The sequence below is a fragment of the Providencia sp. PROV119 genome, assembly GCF_028482435.1.
GTDB lineage: Bacteria > Pseudomonadota > Gammaproteobacteria > Enterobacterales > Enterobacteriaceae > Providencia > Providencia stuartii.
This window is the reverse complement of sequence record NZ_JAMPQL010000002.1, coordinates 273709-295152: the sequence shown is the minus strand read 5'-3', so window position 1 is coordinate 295152 and position 21444 is coordinate 273709. Positions and strand designations below refer to the sequence as shown.

Here is a 21444-nt window from a genome sequence, read left to right as displayed (position 1 = left end):
TTCAGGCTATTATTTCACTTTATGATGTTGCTAAAGGTTATCACGTTTAAATCGTTATCTAAATCATCGCAGTGGATTGGAGGAAAAATGAAAGGGGAGGCTATCGATGAGTTGCAAGGTATTCATGCGATTACCGAAACACAAAGGGAGATCACTCGATTATGTATACAGTGTGGCCTCTTATTATTACAACATGGTGCGGAGAGTATGCTGGTGGAGCAGCTTACCAGCCGCTTAGGGATTGCACTCGGGGCAGATCAAGTTGATAGTGCTATTTCCTCGAATTCATTAGTACTGACAACCATAATTGAAGGTCACTGTTTAACGTCGACGCGTCGTATTATTGACCGTGGTATTAATATGCATGTGGTGACAGAGGTACAGCATGCTGTCATTTTAGTTGAGCATCACCTTTTGGATCGCAAACAACTTGAGAAGAAATTGTCCTCAATAAAACCATTACGTTATCCACGCTGGATAATGGTGCTGATGGTTGCTCTATCTTGTGCCTGTTTTAGTAAATTAAATGGGGGAGGATGGGATGGCTCCTTAGTGACATTGATTGCGAGTGGTTGTGCAATGTATATTCGTCAGGTGCTGACTTCTCGGCAAATGAATCCTTTGATTAACTTTTGTATTACTGCTTTTGTGGCAACGTCTGTTTCCGGATTATTATTAAAATTGCCATTTTTTGCTCCGACAGCAAGTATTTCGATGGCAGCAAGTGTATTGCTACTCGTGCCGGGTTTTCCATTAATTAATGCGGTGGCCGATATGTTTAAAGGCCATGTTAATACAGGGTTAGCGCGGTGGATGATGGCGAGCTTACTGACGCTGGCGACATGTATTGGTGTTGTGATTGCAATGGCAATTTGGGGACTAAGGGAGTGGGCATGAGTTTTTTACTGGCACTTTTAGAGGATATGTTACTAGCGGCTATCCCTGCTGTTGGCTTTGCGATGGTATTTAATGTGCCGATCAAAGCATTGAAATATTGTGCTTTGTTAGGGGCTATTGGTCATGGCTCACGTATGACTATGATGACACTTGGCTTAAATATTGAATGGGCAAGTTTTATTGCCGCTATTCTTATTGGCGCGATTGGTATTCAATGGTCTCGAACATGGTTAGCACATCCTAAAGTTTTTACGGTTGCAGCAGTAATACCGATGTTTCCGGGAATCAGTGCTTATACCGCAATGATCTCCGTCGTCAAAATTTCTCATTTAGGTTATACCCCTGAGTTATTTGAAACCCTTGTGACCAACTTTTTACGAGCATCATTTATTGTTGGGGCCTTATCAATTGGTCTATCCCTTCCTGGTTTGTGGTTATATCGTAAACGCCCAAGTGTATAAAAAAACAAGAAACGCCTTCGGTAAATGTGATATTCAAGAAGGCGTTTGATTGACTTTATTTACTATGGCAACCTAGCCTTTATTCAAAATTAATCTGATATCTCTTTCAATAGCTTTTACTATAAGTTGTTAGATTGATTAATAAACAATTCCTGTTATTAATTAGAATTATTAACATAACTGAATTGCTCTAATATGGAGTAGTTGTGCAATTTTATCGTGGTAAGTCGGTTGTTTCTAATATTCATTAGCTGCAAAAAAGCTTATATTCGGTTGTGTGGTACTGGCATAAGAAAATATGCAGTATATTACAGGATGCACTAACGCATTTAAGTTAATTGTTTATTATCAAAACATCAGTGGTGTTATTTTGAATAAAATATTCGCTTCATTGTACCCAAAATGGGTACTGTCATTTTTTTTATTAATATTTACTTTCCCGCTTATCGCTGCGCCAGGACAGTTTGATGAAGCGAAATTATTAAGTAAAACTAAAGTATATCTGGATCAAAACAATCAAGGTGAGGGAACACTTTACTGTGGTTGTAAATGGGAGTGGGCCGGTAAAAGTGGTGGGGTAGTCGATTTAAACTCGTGTGGTTACCAAGTCCGTAAACAGCAAAATAGGGCAACGCGTATTGAGTGGGAACATATTGTTCCGGCATGGGTATTTGGTCATCAGAGACAATGTTGGCAGAACGGTGGACGTAAAAACTGTGTTTCAACAGATCCTATCTTTCGTAAGATGGAAGCCGATATGCATAACCTTGCACCATCAATTGGTGAAGTAAATGGTGACCGTAGTAATTTTAGCTATGCTCAACTTCCCTCTAATGCGCAATATCCTTATGGTCAATGTCGTAGCCGAGTTGATTTTAAGCAACGCGTTTTTGAACCTAGAGATGAAGTGAAGGGGCAAGTGGCTCGTGTCTATTTTTACATGCATGACCGTTATAACTTGTCGATGTCACGTCAACAGCAACAACTATTGATGGCATGGGATAGACAATATCCGCCGAGTCAGTGGGAAAAACAACGTGACGAACGCATTGCTGCAATCATGGGGCACCATAACCCCTTTGTCACGGGGGAAATGAAATGGGAGCTTGGGCATAAAAATAGTGCTCAAGGGATTAAGCAAGTTGATAAGTTATCGCCTGCACCTACAAAAGAGACACCAAAACCTCAAGCATCTGAAACCAGTACTCAAGTAAAAGGTAATCGTAACTCACATAAATACCATTTAGCACATTGCTCTGGTTTTAAAACAACATCCGATAAAAATGCAGTGATGTTCAGCGATGAGTTAGCCGCACAAGCCGCAGGCTATGAATTGGCAGGTAACTGTAAGCCTTAAAAGGTGTTTTTAAGGTAAAGTAAAAAAACACCCCAAAGTTGTACTACAACGTTTGGGGTGCTGTTCATCACTTTTGGGTTTTTTTATATTATTTTTCGCTGACAATTTTGCCATTAATAACGGCGGATTTTTGAACGAACTGCCCATTTTCATCAAATTCAGAGATAAAACCTTGTGGTTCACCATCTTTGAAAACACCGGAAGCATAAACGTTGTTGCTTGGGGTGTCGTGATAAACTTTAAATGGGCCTGTAAGTTTTCCGTCAGTAGCGGTCATTTCGATATCCTTACGACCATTTTCATGGTAAATCCGTACTAATCCATTCACTTTACAGTTTTTAACTGGCGTATACATTTTAACGTTACCATTCTCATAGAATGACTCAATGTAACGATCTAAACACCCCTTTTTAACCCAACTTCTGGTTTCCAATTGGCCATTATCGTAATGAAATTCATAAGCGCCTTCAGGTGTGCCTTCTGGCGTTTTAGTTGAAGGAAATTCAATACCTTTGAGTTCACGAAGTGCATCTAGATCAGATTTTGAAGATGTTGGTGTGAGTAGTTGACAACCAGAGATAAGTAGAGCAAAGGAGAAAAGTAAAGTTGGTTTTAATAAGTGTTTTTTTATCATGATGTCCCTATTGAGGTAAATATGAAAATTTCAGTTAGGCACTGGAAAATAATATTTTTCCTATACCTATCAATAAAATATAGTCATATTTAGTTAAATATCAGTCAGAATCTTCTTAAGCTATGATAAATACGGAATAATTGCAGAGAATAAATGTTAATTTATTGTTGCAAACAAAATATAGACGGGGGTATAGTCTGTTTATAAGGAATAAATGCAACATGATAAAAAGTCGGGTGTGTAATATTTTTACGGTTCGTCATAATAGTGTCATATAAATTCATTAGTTTACGGGTGTGATCCAGCAGGGAGGAACTAATGGGAACTAAGTCTTTGTTAATACTTTTACAAGGCCGGTTACTACTCCATCATGAAATTGTCATGGTGAGATTAGTAACCGGTTTTTTTATTGCATGTTCAACCAACATGAGCTTGAAGGGAGCTCCTCTCTGTTCTGAATAGTCCGTCATTTGAATTGACTTTAACGATACCTGGAAGGGTTAATACTATGAGTAGACAGAAAGCTGCAACAAAGACGCGTCGTGAAATGAAACGGTCATTACGTAAAGAGCGCGCAGGTCGTTACGAAATGGCAAGTGTGGCCTCTTTTGCTGATTTTACGGGGATTGAACCTATTGGTATGGCGAAAGAGCGGCGTGATACATCGCCGATTACTCCACGCAATGATGCGCAAAAGCTCTATATTAATTCGATTAAATACAAGCAATTAATTTTTGCGAACGGTGAGGCGGGTTGTGGCAAAACCTATATTAGTACTGCACTGGCAGCAGATGCGTTAATCAATAAAGATATCAACAAAATCATCGTGACAAGGCCTGTTTTGCAGGCAGAAGAAGATCTCGGTTTTCTTCCGGGTGATATGGCTGAAAAATTTGCGCCATATTTCCGACCCGTTTATGACGTGTTAGTGAAAAGGCTTGGTAACTCCTTTTTGCAATACTGTTTACGGCCTGAAATTGCCAAAGTTGAAATTTCACCTTTTGCTTACATGCGTGGTCGCACATTTGAAAATGCGATTGTCATTCTGGATGAAGCTCAAAACGTTACTGTTAGTCAGATGAAAATGTTTTTAACGCGGTTAGGGGAAAATGTCACTGTTATAGTGAATGGTGATGTGACGCAATGTGATTTACCTGATGGCGTTATATCTGGTTTGGCAGATGCCTTACAACGTTTTAGCAGTGATGAAATGGTCTCAATGGTTAATTTCACGGTAGATGATTGTGTGCGTTCAACGCTTTGTCATCGAGCATTATTAGCTTATAGCCATTAAGTGATGTGATAGCCCCAGTTGTTAGCCAATAAAACTGGGGCTATTTGCAAATCTAATGATGATTAATGATGCAGCATTTCATGGACAATTTGTTCATCATTAAGCGAATAGGGGTAATAAGTTGGCCAATTATCCATTTGTTGTAATAGTTTTTCGTGGGATTCATTCCCCATATAGAGGTGAAAATGCCCTGAGGCCTGCGGTTCAATAATATGGTCACTAAATTGGATATATTTCGGTGCTTTTGAGTGTTTGTCTTGGCATTCGAATAAATAACGAACCCCTTTTTTACCGGAAGTATAATGGAGGATTTTAAAACCGGAATAGTGGTATTCACAACGGCTGATTTGACCATTCTGGGTAAATTCAATAATGTTATTCTCAATACTGATATTCTCAACGTCCGTTTGATAACCTTTTTTATAATAAGCGCGATACTCATCGACGGTTTTGTCTTTATTGTTTTTTGCTTTATGCTCCAATACGGGATCGAGTTTGCCAGTTATTAATAATGGGTAAATTGACTCCCAGATGCCATCCCAATCACTGAGCTTTCTATCTTTTACATCAACATCATTAAAAATACCTTTACTTGCTTGTATCGCTTTTTCGGATTGCGGGTGAGCATGACTATGAGCTTGTGTATTAAAGCTAACAAAAAGTGCACTGAGACTTAATGCAGCGGCAATAAGGGGTTGCTTATTCATTGAAGGTTCCTATAGTCCATAATAAATTAAAGTTATGTTATAACATAACACCTGATGAATGCAAAAATATTTTTGGGGTGAATAGGGGGGTGGGTAAGATTGAGCTATTGGAAACTAAAAACAGGCCACGTTAATGGCTGTTTTTAGGGAAAAGTACTCGAAGAGAGGGCTTTAATAGTTGGGTTTTCTAATCTGCTGCTCTTTATAAATCTCTTGGTTTTTCTTGATTGTATTTAATACGCTATCTTCATATGGATCATTTTTCGGTTGACTATCCTTGTGAGCAGAATTGGGGGAAGTGGCGCATCCAGACACGAGGACAGCAATAATAACTAATAACCCTAAACGCATACAAACCTCCTAAAATGAAAAGGACTAACATAATTCAAAATATCAATTTTTAAAAACCAGCTGGCTAATTAATATATTTAATTTATGGATAAATAGCCAGATAGCATACTTTGAAGTTTTTATTCAATGGATTGTTTATGTGGAATATTTACACAATAATAAAGTGATGGTGAGTGCCATCACTTTTCATCAGTAGAGATTAAATATTAATCATCAGGATTATCCATCACATGATGTCTTTCTTGATGATAACCTTCTTCATCGTAACCATAACGCCAATAAGGTATCGCATAAATACTTTCACGACTAACCCCTTTTTCGCGGCGAATAAAACGGCGTAAATCGCGAATAATTTGGTCTTCTCCGGCAATCCAAAATGACGTATCTTCGGTCGGGATATCCCAAGATTTGAACGTATTAATTAGCTCATTATTTTTACTAATATCACCACAAATCCATATTACCTCGATACCAGCAGGTTTAGTTAATTCGCGAATATCGCCTTGGTGATCTAAACGTAAAACGACTTTACCTGTCGCATTTGCAGGCATTTTTTCGAGTAATGCTGCAATCGCTGGTAATGAGCTTGAGTCTCCTGCCATGAAATAGTGTTGCGTATGAGGTAATAATGGATCAGGCCCTCCTGGATTGGTTATCCCCATCCAGTGACCTTGTTCCGCATCGCGAGCGAATAAATATGCTGGTCCTGAAGCGCCATCATGCATGGCAAATTCAACGTCTATTTCTTTAACCTCTGGGCGGATTGCTCGAACGGTATATGTACGCACAAAGGGGCGTGGCTTATCTTCTGGCCAGCGGCGCCCTTGTTCACTGAGTATTGGTAATGCAGGCTCGCTTTTTAAATCAGGGGCGAGAAAAATTTTGATATGACCACCTTCACATTGCGTTGGATAGTCACCCAGTCTTTCTCCCGTAAAGGTAATGCTGCGAATAGAAGGGCTGATATCTGTAATGGATTTGACCTGAACAAGCTGCGGTGGCGCCGGGCGGTAAATATTCTTTTCGACGGGTTTGTCACTAGCCACAGGCGGTCTCCTTTTAGTTATGATAATGATAAAATTATTATTTGGTAATTGTTATCATTATCATATCATGGTTTTATTGAATATAAATAACCGGAAACCAAACATTTTTATATCCAAAAAAATGCCACATTCGTCAGAAACGAGTGTGGCATTTGTGTGAGGGGGATTACTTGACTTTCATCCCCGCGGCAGTCATTAACAACCTAAATACGGAAGAGAATGCAAATAGCGCCAGTACACTTCCTAACCAAATAATCGCCATCCAACCTATCTTTTTCCACCAAGGTGATGAAATAGCCTGATCAGTGGTAACCTTGGTCTGGGGTAATTTTTCCTCTGAAGACATAGTAACTCCAATAGGTATAAACCAAAATAATAGGGATAATAAATAGAGCGCCAACAAGCATAAAACCTAAACTTTCCATTGGCCCAGCCGCATCACGGAAACTGATGGCGGGTGGAATGAGATTTGGCCAAATACTGATCCCTAACCCCGTAAAACCAAGGAAAATTAATAGCAACGCAGCTAAGAAAGGAATGCTATCCCATTTTTGTCGTTTGGCGCTTTTTAGCATGACCCAAACACACCACACGACTAATAATGGAACTGGCAGGAAGAAAAAGAGATTTGGTAAGCTAAACCAACGGCTATAAATCGCCTCATTGAGAACAGGTGTCCATGCACTGATGATAACAATCACAGCCAACATCACGAGTGTTAATGGTCGCAATAAACGGTACATGGTTTGGCGCAAATGACCTTCAGTTTTCATGATCAGCCAACCGCAGGCCAGTAGTGCATAAGCAACCACTAAACCAAAACCACAAAATAGTGGGAACGGTGAGAACCAATCGAAATAGCCGCCCATATACACACGGTTTTCAACATGGAAGCCTTGAATAAAGGCACCCACAACGACGCCTTGAACAAAAGTGGCGAAAATCGAACCCCAAATAAAGGCGTGATCCCAATGTTTACGATGCGACTCATCCGCTCTAAAGCGGAACTCAAATGCCACGCCTCGGAAAATCAAGGCTAATAACATAAAAGTTAGAGGAATCGATAAGGCATCAAGCACAATGGCATAAGTGAGCGGGAAAGCGCCAAATAGCCCCGCACCGCCTAATACTAGCCAAGTTTCGTTGCCATCCCAAACCGGGGCGACACTGTTCATCATCAAGTCGCGATCTTGGCTATCTTTAAGGGCTGGGTACAAGATACCGATTCCTAAATCGAAGCCATCCATCACGATATACATCAAAATACTAAAGACAATGATGACAAACCAAATGAGTGGTAAATCAATGCCCATGAGCTGTATCCTCCTGGATCCCTTTACGAATTAATTTCATCATGTACATATAGCCGATACCGAACACACTGCCGTAAACAGCAAAGAAAGCCAGTAGACTAATACTCATATGCATTTCACCATGCGCACTGACAGCGTCCGCAGTTCTTTGTAACCCATAGACGACCCAAGGCTGACGACCTATTTCAGTGGTAAACCAACCAGCTAAGATAGCGATTAGCCCTGATGGCGCCATGACGAACATAAAACGCAAGAAAACTTTCGATTCATAAAGGTTTTTGCGATAACGCAGCCATAATCCCCAAACACCAGCCGCAATCATTAACAAACCTAGCCCTACCATGACACGGAATGACCAGAACACCATGAAGACATTTGGTCTATCTTCGGGTGGATAATCTTTCAACGCAGGAACTTGCTTATCAAGACTATGGGTCAAAATGATGCTCGCAAGATAGGGAATTTCGAGTGCGTATTCGGTTTTCTCTTTTTCCATATTAGGAATACCGAAAAGGATCAATGGGGTGGCTTCACCTGGTTTATTCTCCCAATGACCTTCCATAGCCGCGACTTTAACGGGTTGATGTTTTAGGGTATTTAACCCATGAGCATCGCCAATAAGGGCTTGCAGAGGCGCTAAAATTAAAATCAGCCATAATGACATGGAAAACATTTTCTTCATGGCAGAAGATTTATTGCCTTTAAGCAAGTGCCAAGCTGCTGAAGCACCAATGAAAAATGCGGCTGCAAGGAATGCCGCTGTGGTCATATGCAATAACCGATAAGGGAATGAAGGATTGAAAATAACGGCTAACCAATCAACGGGAACGATGCGGTTATCGATAATTTCAAACCCTTGCGGTGTTTGCATAAAGCTGTTTGATGCAAGGATCCAAAACGTTGAGATGATAGTACCGAGAGCAACCATGCAGGTTGCAAAGAAGTGCAATTTTTCACCAACACGGTTCATACCGAATAGCATGACACCAAGGAAGCCCGCCTCTAGGAAAAAAGCAGTGAGGACTTCATAAGTTAGCAATGGCCCTGTGATACCACCGGCAAAGTCGGAAAAAAAGCTCCAGTTAGTTCCGAACTGGTAAGCCATCACCAAGCCAGAAACAACCCCCATACCGAAATTGACCGCAAAGACTTTCGACCAAAAATGGAACAATTTTATATAATCACTATCCCGAGTTTTCAGCCACAAGCCTTCGAGTACCGCGAGGAAACTCGCCAGCCCGATGGTGATCGCTGGGAAAATAATATGGAACGAGACTGTAAACGCAAATTGTATACGAGCCAGTTCCAGAGCAGTTAGTCCAAACATATTGACCCCTGATTGGAATTGATAATGCGCACATCACAGTTTCGTTTTTCCGTTAGCAATGTTGGTGCTGTTCCGTAGCAAAAATAATCATTGAAACGACAGGCTTGTGAAAAAAACCACAAACCTAACGAAAAAGTTTTGTGCTTATAGTTAAAAAAAAGTCAGGTGAATGTATGGATAAGTAGAACATGAGACGATAAACTATAATAGTAACAATTTTTGAGTTATTAACTATAACAGTTGAGGCGGATATGACGCGATACGAACAACTGGCTGCACAAATACGCCAACAGATTGAAGATAATATCTGGCAAGTTGGCGATAGATTACCGTCACTTAGGGAAAGTGTAAAACAATCAGGTTTGAGTTTAATGACAGTTGTACAGGCTTACCAATTGCTCGAAAGCCAAGGTTGGATCGCTGCAAGGCCACAATCAGGGTACTATGTTGCTCGTCGAAATACGAATTTTGCGGCAGCAAAGGGAGGAAAAGGCCTGCATCTTAATGAAAATGTTGAGATCAACGCCTCTATTTTTGGTGTTTTGCAAGCTTGTAAAGATCCTGACATTATTCCATTTGGCTCAGCATTCCCTGAACCGGCACTGCTTGATGAACCGAAATTAGGGAAAACTCTCGCGTCAGTGGCTCGGCGTTTAGCGAGGTTTAATACTACAGCGAATTTACCGCCGGGTAACGAGCAATTACGCCGTAATATCGCTCAGCGCTATGCCAGCCAAGGGATCCATGTTGCCCCCGATGAAATTGTGATCACGGCTGGTGCGATGGAATCACTAGTATTAAGCCTACAATCGGTAACCCAACCGGGAGATTGGGTGGTTATCGAATCACCTGCCTTTTATGGTTCATTACAGGCTATTGAACGCCTAAAATTAAAAGCGATCGCCATTAAAACAGATCCGTTATTTGGGATTGATTTGGACGCATTGGAAGATATTGCCGCAAAATACCCCATAAAAGCCTGTTGGTTAATGACGCATTACCAGAACCCACTTGGGGGCACGATGCCGCCAGCAAATAAAAAACGGCTAGTGGAGATCTTGAATAAAAATCAAATTGTTTTGATTGAAGATGATGTGTATGGCGAATTGTACTTTGGTAATCAACAGCCGATCCCTGCCAAAGCTTTAGATACTAAGGGTAACTTTTTCCATTGTTCGTCATTTTCGAAATGTTTAGCACCGGGGTATCGGGTCGGTTGGGTGGCAGCAGGACAACACGCGACAAAAATTCAGCATTTACAGATGATGAGTACTGTTTCTGCCAGCGTTCCAACACAGCTGGCGATCGCGGAGTACCTTACTCAGGGGGGATATGACAACCACTTGCGGAAACTACGTCAGACAATGGAGCAGCGGCAACACCAAATGTTAGGCGCAATCGCACAATATATGCCGCCTTCCGTTAAAGTGAATACGCCAAAAGGGGGCTATTTTTTATGGTTAGAATTCGAACCACCTTTTAATGCGGTACGTCTCTACCAATTAGCCCTTAAGGAAGGGATAAGCATTGCGCCTGGCAGTATGTTTTCAACCAGCGATCAGTTTAACCATGCGTTTAGACTTAATACTTCATTTACTTGGAATGAACAGTTAGAACAGGCGATGAAAACATTAGGGCGTTTATGTTATTCATTGATTACCGAGAAACGTGGTTAGTCACATTTTAAGTGTCGAAACATTGCCCTAAGTCACTAAGTTTGCCACTCTTAATTATCATAACGGATAATTGATTGCTCGGGGGAATGTATGAAAATTAAATGTTTTGATGCGGCAGAGTTACCCATTGAAGAATGGCAAGATAAGTGTGGGAACAGCGCTGAAGTTTTTTGTTGGCCTGTCGCATCTGACTTTTCGCTTCGAGTAAGCATTACACAAATCAATCAATCGAGTGTTTTAAAACAGCACGCTGAAAGTGAACAATTTTGTATTTCTTTGGATAATGGTCAGCTGTCTATTCGAGATCAACAAAAGACTAAGCATTCCATGGCAAAAATTGGTGACGCTTTTCATTCTGAGGGGGAACAATTGATTGAACTTGAATTAAGAGGCTCCCCAGTCCGTTTACTTAACGTATCGGTTAACCCTGAGCGTTGGCGAGTTAAAAGCCATGTGATTGCACAAGAACAACGTTTGCCAATAGGGCAGGCAGGGATAGTGTATGTCTTAGCTGGGGAATGGGATGTCTCTGGGGCGAATTGTAAAATTATGGCCGTTAATCAAGGGGGCTGGTGGCTACCTGACATTGGGGAAGGGCATATTACGCCTCGTGTGGCAGGTAGCAAATTAATTTGGGTTGATATTACGGCCTGTTAGCTATTGGCTAAGCCAATCGCCGCGAGTGACAACATGCCTCCAGCAACGCCTTCCGTTAGACGGCGACGCTTATCGCTGTAATTTCCTTTTTTATGTACGGTGGCAAATACCATACCAATCATGCCATAAATCACGATACATGAGGCAATAAAGGACGTTGATAAAATAATAGACTGAATAGCAACACTGTCCGAAGAGTGAATAAAATTAGGTAAAATGGCAAAGTAGACTAAGAGTCCTTTGGGGTTAAGAAAGCTAGTTAGAAAACCTTTCAGAATGACACCTTTAGATGGCGCTGATTTTAGCGTTATCTGGCTTGGTTTCATGGCAGATAAGATCATTTTTATGGCTAAATATGCGACATAAGCGACACCGACCCATTTAATAGTATTAAATAAGCGTGGTGACGCAGCCACTATCGCAGCGAGACCTAAAGCGGCTAGGATAGCATGCATAATATAGCCCGAGATAATGCCAATATTAGCTTTCCATACAGCAGATACGCCTCCCGATAGCCCTTGCGAAGAGATAAAAAGAATATCAGGACCCGGTGTACAAATAAGAGGGATCACCGTCGCACTAAACAGAATAATTGATTGTAGCTCCATCTGTATGCCTCATAGATATCATTTGATTATTGTTGTTGAGTTTAGCAAGTTAGCTTGAGGGAAATTATAATGATTTCATTGTAATATTTGGTCATTTTATGGGTAATAATGGATTTTAAATTTAGCATTGAATATCAAAAATCGTTAAACCATAGGAAAATAATGCCAATCAAATAGATACGGGTAAGTTGGCTTGCTCAAACTTTATTAAGGAAGATGCAAGAGGGTTAAATTACTGGCTAAATCACAAGGCAAAAAAATACACTTAATATTTAATGAACTAAGTCATTAACTATTAAATGTATGATAGGTTAAAATATAAAAAGTACTTATTTTTTATTAATAGGTTATTTCATCAATTAGGGTAAGCTATTTTTAGCCAAACTATTTCATATTAGCATCGATTACTTGATAAAAAGCGTTGGCTGTATCCGCAATCGTCCAGACACCAAGAATAATTTGGTATCCTGTACGTTTTGGAATATTACACTCTATTCTTACGTTATTTTTGGGTACATTTCCTCTATCTTGTTGTTCACAAAACGGTTTTAAATCAAAATCATTACGTGTTAATGGTTTATTTGGATCCCAATTTTGTTTAGTGATAAAAAAAATTGCCATGATGTCGTTCTGTGTGATGCAGTTAATGTCCAAGAAAATACATTTTTACCACTAGATACATTCACTTTATGCCAACGACTGTTCGACTGTTCATTTAACTGAGAAAAATTGGCGTTACCTCCACTCGCGATTTGACCATCCTTTGGCCCCCTTTCTGGGAAACCTTTAGGGCCTTCAACCGATTGAGGCTCATATTGAACGGCACCACACATTTTATTTAAATTGCCACCCATGGATGAACAAAGAAAAGCGCGGCTTGGTGGATTATCGATATAACCATGGCGAAGTACGTTATTATCAGCTAATGCTGACATTGAAAGGAAAGGCATTGATATAGCAATAAATGTTGTTCTCATAGAAGTATCCTCATGTAAAAATTAACAACCATATTTAAATGATGTATAACCTATAAAGAATGAACTCTCTGTTGTTATTTTATTAAACTAATTCGGTTATCTAGATGCGTATATTTTTTATTATGTGTTTATCAAAAGCTAATGAAAAATATTGAAAATAGCCCAACTAAAAACATAAATTATCACTAGTAGATACTAAAATGTTGGCTATTGTTTTTTCTCTATTACCATCCCCTCTTTTTAGGAAGAAAGTAGTTAATATTTATCAAAGATAAATAAAAGTATTAAACTGCATTATGAGGGAAAATAACTCTCACATACAGTTTGCTCAGTCAATATATGTATTGTTTTTGTCTATGGCCTCCTAAATTATACAGAATGGTGAAATTTTCATAAAACATACTGATGAGAAAGTGGCTTTAAATATGCCATATAGTTTTATTTCGTCAGCTTATTGATAAGTTAACCAATAGTGCCGATACCATCATAGCAAGTTCCACGCTCTTTCAAATGTTTCATCATCATAAGGTTGTGTTCCATTTTCATGCTTAATAATCGATTTAGCGAGTTTTATTAAAATTGATTTGTTTTCAAGATTAATAAATGTATTGGGGGATACATTTAGCGCTTTAGCAACATCATTAATATAATCGCTTGTTTGATTTTCATTGCTAGGTGCCCATCGACTAATTAATTGAGATACGGTTTGCAATGAGTATCTACGTTGATAGGTACGCAGTAACGCGAATAGTGCTCTGATACCATATTCTGAAGATTCAAATCGACAAAATCGTTTTTCAATAGATTTATCGTGTGGTAGTTGCCCCTTCCAATGATTGGCTTCATTGTATTCAATGTTACCGGGGTTATTGTTTCTGATGCCTCGAGAGATTTTAATCATGGATAAATTCTCCAATTCTAATGTTTAAATAAAAATGATACGAACATTTTTAATTAATCTATCTGTCCTAAGTAATAGGATTTATATTTATGTAATGATTTTAATTATATTAAAAAAGTGTTGGCGCAAATTATTAAAATTAAGTCATAAGACTCAATGAGCAGAAGAATACTGCTCATTGAGTAATACAAAGAGAAAATGAGATAAATTAAATTATAGATAAAATCATATTTACGATTAAATCAAATAAGTAAAATTGATTTTTATTACTATAAATAAATTACCGAATTATTATCTGATGTTGGCAGTGAATTACCATCATGATCAGCTGCACCTGTGTCAATATTAGGGGTTGCTGCGCTAGCAAGGCTAAATTCATTTCCTTCACTATTGGTTACCTTAAGAATATTAACATAGGCCATTGCAGTAACTTCCACATTAGGATATATGCCAGTTACATTCATATCAATATGAACCTTTCCGTTAATTTGTTGAGTAGTTGATAGCTCATCTAAGGTTGCGTGTATTTCTTGTCTATGAGTTTCGACACTAAAGTTAGCTGAAACCCACGCAAAGAAAGCAGTAAGACCTGCGCCAAATTTATATTCATTAAGCAGCTGTTGATACTTAGCCGACGATTCAAGGCTAATAATACTAAAATCCATGTCACCTTGTAATCGAACAACAGCGCCTTGGCCTGAGACAGTCGCAGAAATACCTCTCATCATTCCTTTCTTTTTTGAAACCTGCCAAGAACTCACATTACTATTGTTTGTCTTTACTGCTCCAATTGCAATATCGTTTATTTCGGAGAATGTTGTAGTCATTTTAATACCCTTAGTTTTAAATAAAGTGATGTTGTGGTGCTATTAAATAGATTAGTGGTTTATGCTATAAAACCACACACTATCTAATGGCAATAATACTATTTGATATATTGTATTGATAATGTGATCAATAACGGATTTTTGTGTTGTTATATTGTTTCTAATTGAGATAAATATTCAAATTATTGTTTTTTTTGAGTATTTAGATCAAAATACTTATAGCTAAGTATTTTTACTTGAAGGATTTATTTTCACTGTCAGCGATATTTGCGGATAGTCTTGTAATTTTTTGAAAAATAACTAATTTAGTTGAGTGTTCTACTTGTTGTTTTATCTGATAAAATATGGCTGTATCGTTTCTTAGCTTGATGTTTATAGAGCGAGGTAGCGTGCGATTTCGAGATATTATGCTTTTAAATATGGGAATGATGGCAGATGGTGTCAAAACCATGGCGAATGACTTTGCTAACGTCACTATATAGTTTTTTTAAAAAATTATAATTATTTGGTATTAATTTTGGTGATCCTTCTTTTAATTGAAGATTAATGGGAAGGTGTGTTTTATCATTATTTTATAAATAGAGGGTAATAATTTTTATCACTATTAATGCTAGCAAATGAGAGACTTGTTTCTCCTGAACAAGATTCAGATACCGTATTGAGTATTTGGGGAGCCTCAAACCTTAGGGGAATTGCTGTATTTATCATGCTTAGTCATTATTGTGGGTTTTTCAATTGAAAGCTTGCTTACCAATAGGTGCTTTTTGATTACGTCAAAGAGAACAAATCAAATCAATTGTATGATATAAAAATATCGCCATGTACCATTAATAATCTCAAACATAAAGCACCATTATTTTAATATCGAAATGACTACTTCGATTTATAGCGATAAAGGTAGATAGCCACAATATTACTCATAATATGCTTCAATGAATATTTCCTGAAATTTATACTAGGTCATTTTAGTGTTAACAATGACTAAAATCATAGCGTATCATTTAACAGCAAACATAAAAATGATAGTCGACGATTCGGCTTACTCTCCGTAAAACTTAAGATAGGCGCTTAGTCGCAAAATAGAACTACGAATGAAACCAGTGCGACCTTCTTCTTGATGGATAGATTATGTCCATGTTGCGAACTTGGCTGGCAGTGATTGATGTAAATTCCTCACGACACGTCAGAGAAGGGATAGTATCATGACCAGCCATTAGCTTTTTTACATTTTATTCGGAATTTTCATTGTGACCTCATTTGCTGAACTTAACACGCTACCTGAAGAACAACTTGCTAACCTTACTGAGCTAGGTTACGTAACAATGACGCCAATTCAGGAGGCTGCGTTACCAGCGATCCTTGCAGGCAAAGACGTCCGTGCTCAGGCAAAAACGGGAAGTGGTAAAACCGCTGCTTTTGGACTGGGTCTGTTACAACACATCGATGCGAAACAGTTCAGTACACAATCACTGGTATTGTGCCCGACTCGAGAATTAGCAGATCAAGTCGCGAGCGAACTGCGCCGCTTAGCACGTTATATGGCAAATATTAAGATCTTAACACTTTGTGGTGGTGTGCCATTTAGTGTGCAACGAGATTCCTTAATCCACGCGGCTCATATCATTGTTGCCACGCCGGGGCGACTTCTTGACCACTTGAACAAAGAAACCGTAAAACTGGATACATTACAAACATTGGTATTAGATGAAGCAGATCGCATGCTGGATATGGGATTTGCTGATGATATTGATGAAGTGATCAGCTATGTGCCCATTAGCCGTCAAACACTATTATTTTCAGCTACGTGGCCAGAAACAATTACAGCAATGAGCCAGCGTATCCAACGTAATGCAATAACGATTGAAATCAATTCAGTTGATGAATTACCTGCTATTGAACAACGGTTTTATGAAGTCGCTCGTCATGAAAAAATAGATTTATTACAAAAACTGTTAAGCCAACAGCAACCCGCATCTTGTGTGGTATTTTGTAACACAAAAAAAGATTGCCAAGCGGTGTATGATGCACTAAATGAGTGCCATCAAAGTGTTTTAGTATTGCATGGTGATATGGAACAACGTGAGCGAGATCAAACGCTTGTTCGTTTTGCTAATGGCAGTAGTCGTGTATTAGTTGCAACCGATGTGGCGGCTCGTGGGTTGGATATCAAATCATTGGAAATGGTAATTAACTATGAATTGTCATGGGATCCAGAGGTGCATGTTCATCGCATTGGTCGTACAGCGCGTGCAGGTGAAAGTGGGTTAGCGATTAGCCTTTGTGCTCCTGAAGAAGCTCAACGCGCTAATGTGTTAGAAGAAATGTTAAATATAAAGCTTAACTGGAAGTCAGTACCAACCGGCTTAACTATCACACCACTTGAAGCTTCAATGGTAACACTGTGTATTGATGGTGGTAAAAAAGCGAAGATGCGACCTGGCGATATTCTTGGGGCGTTAACAGGAGATATTGGCTTGGCAGGGGATGATATTGGTAAAATTACTATTCATCCCATGCATGCATATGTCGCAATCAAACAGTCTGCTGCACGCCATGCTTGGAAACAATTGCAGCAAGGAAAAATTAAAGGTAAATCCGTTAAAGTAAGATTGTTAAAATAAAACTAGCAATATAGGCAACCATTAGCCGTGTGGTTTGTATGACATGGCTAATGGTAGGTAATCATTACTTAAAATGAATACAGAGATTCAATGGATTGACCGAGTTTTTCTGCCAGCTCAGAAGATGCATATCTATCCATCACAACCTCAATATATGCCGCACGATTTTGCGATTCAGCCATATTAATTGCGGCATCTAATTCATCGCAACGGGTGACCTTTTGGCAATACCAATCTTGGCAACCAAGTGCAGCAGGTAATTGGGCATAGTGCCATTGCGGTAAGTCATTATAGTAGGCTTCAGGATCTTTACAGAGTAAGCGTTCAATAAGATAACCATCATTATTAAGGACAAAAATAATGGGTTTTAAGCCAAAGCGAGCGAATTGGCTAATCTCTTGGGCGGTTAACTGATGAGAACCTTCACCAGTAATTAAGATAATACGGCGATTAGGTTCAGCTATTGCAGCACCAAAAGCCGCAGGTGTTGCCCAACCAATAGAGCCCCAGAGTGTTTGGTTATGGAATTGTGCATTTTGTGGAAGCAGAGCAAAACCTAATCCCATCGATGCTGTACCTGTTTCCGCGATAATAATATCGTCTTTTTTGAACATCTGCTCAAGTCGCGGATAAAGATAGTTTGCAGTAATTTGCCCATTTTCCCCCTGAACTGGCGTACCGAGACCTTGAGCTTTTATCCCTTGGTGATGCAATGAAGGAGCAAGCTCTTTGAGCTTAACCAGTACATCTTGCATAAAGACTTGAGGATAGATAGCAGAGCCCACTTTCACATGGTCGGCAAGGATATTAATTCGATTCTCAGGGAGAATAGTAGCGGTAAAGCTACCAGAGTTAAAATCGGTAAGGACAGCTCCAATTCCCAGCACGCAATCACAACTTTCGACAAATTCACCTACTTGTGTATTCATTAATTTGCCGTTATAGATCCCCATATAAGTTGGATTGGATTCACTGACAATGCTTTTATCCATAAACATGGTGGCGTAAGGTAACCCAGTCTTATCAATAATTGCTTGCACTTCATTAGCATAGCCTAATCGAGCACTTAAAATACCAGGAATTATGCAGGCTTTTTGGCTTGAATTTAGCTTTTCTAAAATAGCCGTAACGGCGGCTGATAATGACTCATTATTACTTTTATGAATAACAGGGGTATCAGTATTTTTATCTGTAACGACTGGCATGACCGCATAATCTGCGGGTAAACCAATATAAACAGGACGGCGTTCACGTAGGGCCGTTATAATTAAGCGTTCGGTTTCGGCAATACAGTTTTCAGGGGTTAAAATTGCGTGAGCGCAGCTTAGGTGTTGACTCATTTGATAAAAAACATCGAAATCACCATTGCCGAGCGTATGGTGAACGAGTTTATGGTTTTTTTGTACACCACTGGCAGGCATACCAACTAAATGAAAGATAGGAAGATGTTCTGCATAGGAGCCTGCAATGCCGTTGAGTGCGCTTAATTCTCCTACACCAAATGTGGTTGAAAGTGCAGCGGCACCTTTAATACGAGCATATCCATCAGCTGCATATGAGGCATTGAGTTCATTACAATTACCAATCCAACGCATATTGTTACTTTCACAGACCGCATCTTCTATGGGGAATGCGTAATCACCTGCGACGCCAAAAATATCATTGATGCCGATCTCATTTAAGCGTGCTAAAACATGTTCGATGACGGTTTTATTCATTATATTATCTCCTAATGATCACGTTAGCCGATAATTCTGCTTTTTATTAGTTCTAACGTAGATCTTTCTTTAGTGGAAATTATTTATAATTATTCCATCTATAACAAAAACTCATAGGAGCAGACATGGATATACGTTCATTGCGTTATTTTGTTGAAGTGGTACAGCTAAATGGGTTTAGCCGAGCAGCAGAACGTTTATTTGTGACCCAACCTGCGATTAGCCGTAGCATTCAAAAGTTAGAGCAAGAGCTTGGTTATACATTATTAGTGAGAGAAAACGATGGAGTGAGACTGACGGATGAAGGCGAAATTTTATTGAGTCATGCAAAACAAATACTCAAACAATTTAATAGCATGAATAAGGCGTTAAAAGAGAAAGAAGGGCCTCTGTCCGGTATTTTGAATGTAGGATTACCACCTGTCATCGCGTCAACTTATTTTGCGGATATCATCATGGCATTTAGTCGACGTTACCCACAGGTGGAATTAAAAATTTTGGAGCTAGGCACGCATAAGATGATTGAGGCGATGTTAAACGGCGAGGTGGAGACCGCGGCAGTGATGCTGCCTTTCGACAATGAATTGTTTGACTTACACGTTTTTTCGTCAGATCGATTGATGCTGTTAGTGAGTGAACAGCATCCGCTAGCTATGCGTAACTCGGTGAAGTTTGCAGAGCTTATTGATGAGCCGTTTATTTTCTTCTCTGAGGACTTTCGCATAAATGAGTTAGTCATGAGCGCTTGTGGGATCTATGGAAAAAAACCGGTTATTGCTGGGCGCAGTAGCCATTTAGATCTTGTAACAGCGATGGTAAGGGCAGGGGTTGGTGTAACATTATTACCAGATAGTATGTGGAATAAAACACGTGCAGATGGTTTGTCAATTATTCCTGTAATAGAGCCTGTACTCTCTTATGAAGTCGCTTTAGCAACATTGAAAAATAGTCATCAAAGCCGCAGGGCAAAAGCTTGGAATGCGCTGGCAAAAGAAATGTTAAACATCCAATAATGAGGCATTGATGGCAAAAATGTTTTTTATAGAAAGAAAAATGATTGTATAGCCACTTTCTCTTAAGGATAAGGAGCAAGAAGACTTATTTTTTAGATGTTGGATAGAGTTTATCCACCAATTTTTTATCTGATTTAAAAAGCAACATACTATTACATATAATTATGCAAGATTTTATTGGTATATGAGTTTAGTCTTAGGGGGCGTGAGTTTATTGTGGGGTAAGACTCTGTGATTTGCCTAGTTTGTTGTTGGGATTAACATATCAAAAGCAGGTAAATACATAATTTAAATTATAGCTTCATCAAGGCTTGATCTCGTTCTGGGGTTCGCAGGAGAGTGAGTGCATCGTGGTTAATTCTATAATTCAGGTCCGCCAGCGGCTTAGCGATGCACCCGCAGTTTTTAACAAGAAAAATACTGGCGGTATAGCCATATATTTATATCTGGAATGCTAAAATGAAAAGACCAACTAGTAAAAATATAAGCCACTATTTTGAGTGTATGAAGAAATAAAATTTGAACTAATTAGTCGATTAAAATATTTATTTTTTCACAGACAAATAAGCTGTTGGAGCCACCATTCTCAGAGTTGAATTTGCCTTGATTAAGGTACTCGCTGATATGCTGATAAATGGTAGTCTGGTGAAATCTTAATACCTGAGCGATCAGGTCAGTACTCCATCCTTCGGAAGCAAGAAGAACGGTTTTTATTTTATCTCGACCTTGTCCGTCACAAATTGCGTCGTGAAAGCGTTCTAGCTTTGTTTTTGTTCTAACACAATTAATATCCTAATAATAAAAATAATGTTCTTGATTTCGCATAAAAAAGCACATTCAATAATTAAAAATATATATTATTAATTAATATACAGCTTTAATAATTAGAGTCTAATACAACCTTTAAGGAAATTGCACTATTATAGTTCATAACCAAAATATCATTTGGACTGTCTTTTTATGATAATTAAATACATGTAATTCTATTTTAAGTGTGCTATTTATAACATCATAAGGTTTTAATCTGATTAAAAACGTTATGGTAAATATTTACTAGTG

At 38.9% G+C, this 21444-nt stretch carries 19 protein-coding genes and 2 pseudogenes; 8 read left to right on the top strand and 13 right to left on the bottom strand.

Annotated elements, in window-relative coordinates; genetic code table 11:
* Nucleotides 1–87: 87 nt before the first annotated feature.
* From PSF11_RS03675 to PSF11_RS03665, 3 genes are all read left to right on the top strand, one after another.
* Complete coding sequence (locus PSF11_RS03675) at nt 88–897, top strand: threonine/serine ThrE exporter family protein (protein WP_014658254.1); 810 nt, start codon at nt 88–90, stop codon at nt 895–897.
* Nucleotides 894–1358 (top strand): threonine/serine exporter, encoded by a 465-nt coding sequence (locus tag PSF11_RS03670; RefSeq protein ID WP_004919301.1) that lies wholly within the window; start codon nt 894–896, stop codon nt 1356–1358. The genes PSF11_RS03675 and PSF11_RS03670 overlap by 4 nt, the downstream gene beginning before the upstream one ends.
* Before the next feature lie 298 nt (nt 1359–1656).
* Nucleotides 1657–2715 carry an endonuclease gene (locus tag PSF11_RS03665; RefSeq protein WP_040133076.1) on the top strand — a complete coding sequence of 353 codons (1059 nt, stop codon included), beginning with the start codon at nt 1657–1659 and terminating at the stop codon, nt 2713–2715.
* Nucleotides 2716–2803: 88 nt separating this feature from the next.
* On the opposite strand, the gene PSF11_RS03660 is transcribed toward PSF11_RS03665, so the two are convergent.
* Complete coding sequence (locus tag PSF11_RS03660) at nt 2804–3349, bottom strand: toxin-antitoxin system YwqK family antitoxin (RefSeq protein ID WP_004919304.1); 546 nt, start codon at nt 3347–3349, stop codon at nt 2804–2806.
* A gap of 508 nt (nt 3350–3857) precedes the next feature.
* Here PSF11_RS03660 and phoH point away from each other — a divergent pair.
* The gene (phoH, locus tag PSF11_RS03655; RefSeq protein WP_053110868.1) at nt 3858–4643 is read left to right on the top strand and encodes a phosphate starvation-inducible protein PhoH; all 786 of its coding nucleotides are present in this window, start codon (nt 3858–3860) and stop codon (nt 4641–4643) included.
* A 62-nt stretch (nt 4644–4705) separates the two neighbouring features.
* On the opposite strand, the gene zinT is transcribed toward phoH, so the two are convergent.
* The 6 genes from zinT to PSF11_RS03625 all read right to left on the bottom strand — a co-directional run bounded on the left by zinT (nt 4706) and on the right by PSF11_RS03625 (nt 9387).
* Complete coding sequence (gene zinT / locus PSF11_RS03650) at nt 4706–5350, bottom strand: metal-binding protein ZinT (protein ID WP_004919308.1); 645 nt, start codon at nt 5348–5350, stop codon at nt 4706–4708.
* A gap of 171 nt (nt 5351–5521) precedes the next feature.
* Complete coding sequence (locus PSF11_RS03645) at nt 5522–5701, bottom strand: hypothetical protein (protein ID WP_004919309.1); 180 nt, start codon at nt 5699–5701, stop codon at nt 5522–5524.
* Nucleotides 5702–5907: 206 nt separating this feature from the next.
* Nucleotides 5908–6747, bottom strand: coding sequence for a siderophore-interacting protein (locus tag PSF11_RS03640; RefSeq protein WP_004919311.1), 840 nt, complete (start codon nt 6745–6747; stop codon nt 5908–5910).
* 166 nt (nt 6748–6913) lie between these two features.
* Nucleotides 6914–7093, bottom strand: coding sequence for a DUF2474 domain-containing protein (locus PSF11_RS03635; RefSeq protein ID WP_036940052.1), 180 nt, complete (start codon nt 7091–7093; stop codon nt 6914–6916).
* The gene (gene cydB, locus PSF11_RS03630) at nt 7050–8060 is read right to left on the bottom strand and encodes a cytochrome d ubiquinol oxidase subunit II (protein ID WP_053110869.1); all 1011 of its coding nucleotides are present in this window, start codon (nt 8058–8060) and stop codon (nt 7050–7052) included. The genes PSF11_RS03635 and cydB overlap by 44 nt, the downstream gene beginning before the upstream one ends.
* The gene (locus PSF11_RS03625) at nt 8050–9387 is read right to left on the bottom strand and encodes a cytochrome ubiquinol oxidase subunit I (protein WP_004919322.1); all 1338 of its coding nucleotides are present in this window, start codon (nt 9385–9387) and stop codon (nt 8050–8052) included. Before PSF11_RS03625 ends, cydB begins: the two co-directional genes overlap by 11 nt.
* A 251-nt stretch (nt 9388–9638) precedes the next feature.
* On the opposite strand from PSF11_RS03625, the gene PSF11_RS03620 reads away from it, so the two are divergent.
* Together PSF11_RS03620 and PSF11_RS03615 are read left to right on the top strand one after the other, a co-directional pair.
* Nucleotides 9639–11063, top strand: coding sequence for an aminotransferase-like domain-containing protein (locus tag PSF11_RS03620; RefSeq protein WP_004919324.1), 1425 nt, complete (start codon nt 9639–9641; stop codon nt 11061–11063).
* Between the two features lie 90 nt (nt 11064–11153).
* Nucleotides 11154–11720, top strand: coding sequence for a HutD/Ves family protein (locus tag PSF11_RS03615; protein WP_004919326.1), 567 nt, complete (start codon nt 11154–11156; stop codon nt 11718–11720).
* Here PSF11_RS03615 and PSF11_RS03610 read toward each other — a convergent pair.
* The 4 genes and pseudogenes from PSF11_RS03610 to PSF11_RS03595 all read right to left on the bottom strand — a co-directional run bounded on the left by PSF11_RS03610 (nt 11717) and on the right by PSF11_RS03595 (nt 15033).
* Nucleotides 11717–12328, bottom strand: a complete 612-nt coding sequence (locus PSF11_RS03610) for a LysE family translocator (protein WP_053110870.1) — start codon at nt 12326–12328, stop codon at nt 11717–11719. The two genes, PSF11_RS03615 and PSF11_RS03610, sit on opposite strands and share 4 nt — an antisense overlap.
* Before the next feature lie 384 nt (nt 12329–12712).
* Nucleotides 12713–13278: pseudogene (locus PSF11_RS03605) on the bottom strand (lytic polysaccharide monooxygenase).
* Nucleotides 13279–13789: 511 nt separating this feature from the next.
* Nucleotides 13790–14206, bottom strand: coding sequence for a structural protein (locus PSF11_RS03600; protein ID WP_036940067.1), 417 nt, complete (start codon nt 14204–14206; stop codon nt 13790–13792).
* 269 nt (nt 14207–14475) lie between these two features.
* A complete protein-coding gene (locus PSF11_RS03595) occupies nt 14476–15033 on the bottom strand; it encodes a hypothetical protein (protein WP_004919334.1) in 558 nt (185 codons plus the stop codon).
* Nucleotides 15034–16280: 1247 nt separating this feature from the next.
* On the opposite strand from PSF11_RS03595, the gene dbpA reads away from it, so the two are divergent.
* A complete protein-coding gene (dbpA, locus tag PSF11_RS03590) occupies nt 16281–17654 on the top strand; it encodes an ATP-dependent RNA helicase DbpA (RefSeq protein WP_053110872.1) in 1374 nt (457 codons plus the stop codon).
* Nucleotides 17655–17722: 68 nt separating this feature from the next.
* Here the strand turns inward: dbpA and PSF11_RS03585 are convergent, their stop codons facing one another.
* Nucleotides 17723–19372 (bottom strand): alpha-keto acid decarboxylase family protein, encoded by a 1650-nt coding sequence (locus tag PSF11_RS03585; RefSeq protein ID WP_014658259.1) that lies wholly within the window; start codon nt 19370–19372, stop codon nt 17723–17725.
* 125 nt (nt 19373–19497) lie between these two features.
* On the opposite strand from PSF11_RS03585, the gene PSF11_RS03580 reads away from it, so the two are divergent.
* Nucleotides 19498–20385, top strand: coding sequence for a LysR family transcriptional regulator (locus PSF11_RS03580; protein WP_072502226.1), 888 nt, complete (start codon nt 19498–19500; stop codon nt 20383–20385).
* 411 nt (nt 20386–20796) lie between these two features.
* Here the strand turns inward: PSF11_RS03580 and PSF11_RS03575 are convergent.
* A pseudogene (locus tag PSF11_RS03575) lies at nt 20797–21174 on the bottom strand (IS630 family transposase); the annotation flags it as partial.
* Nucleotides 21175–21444: the final 270 nt, after the last annotated feature.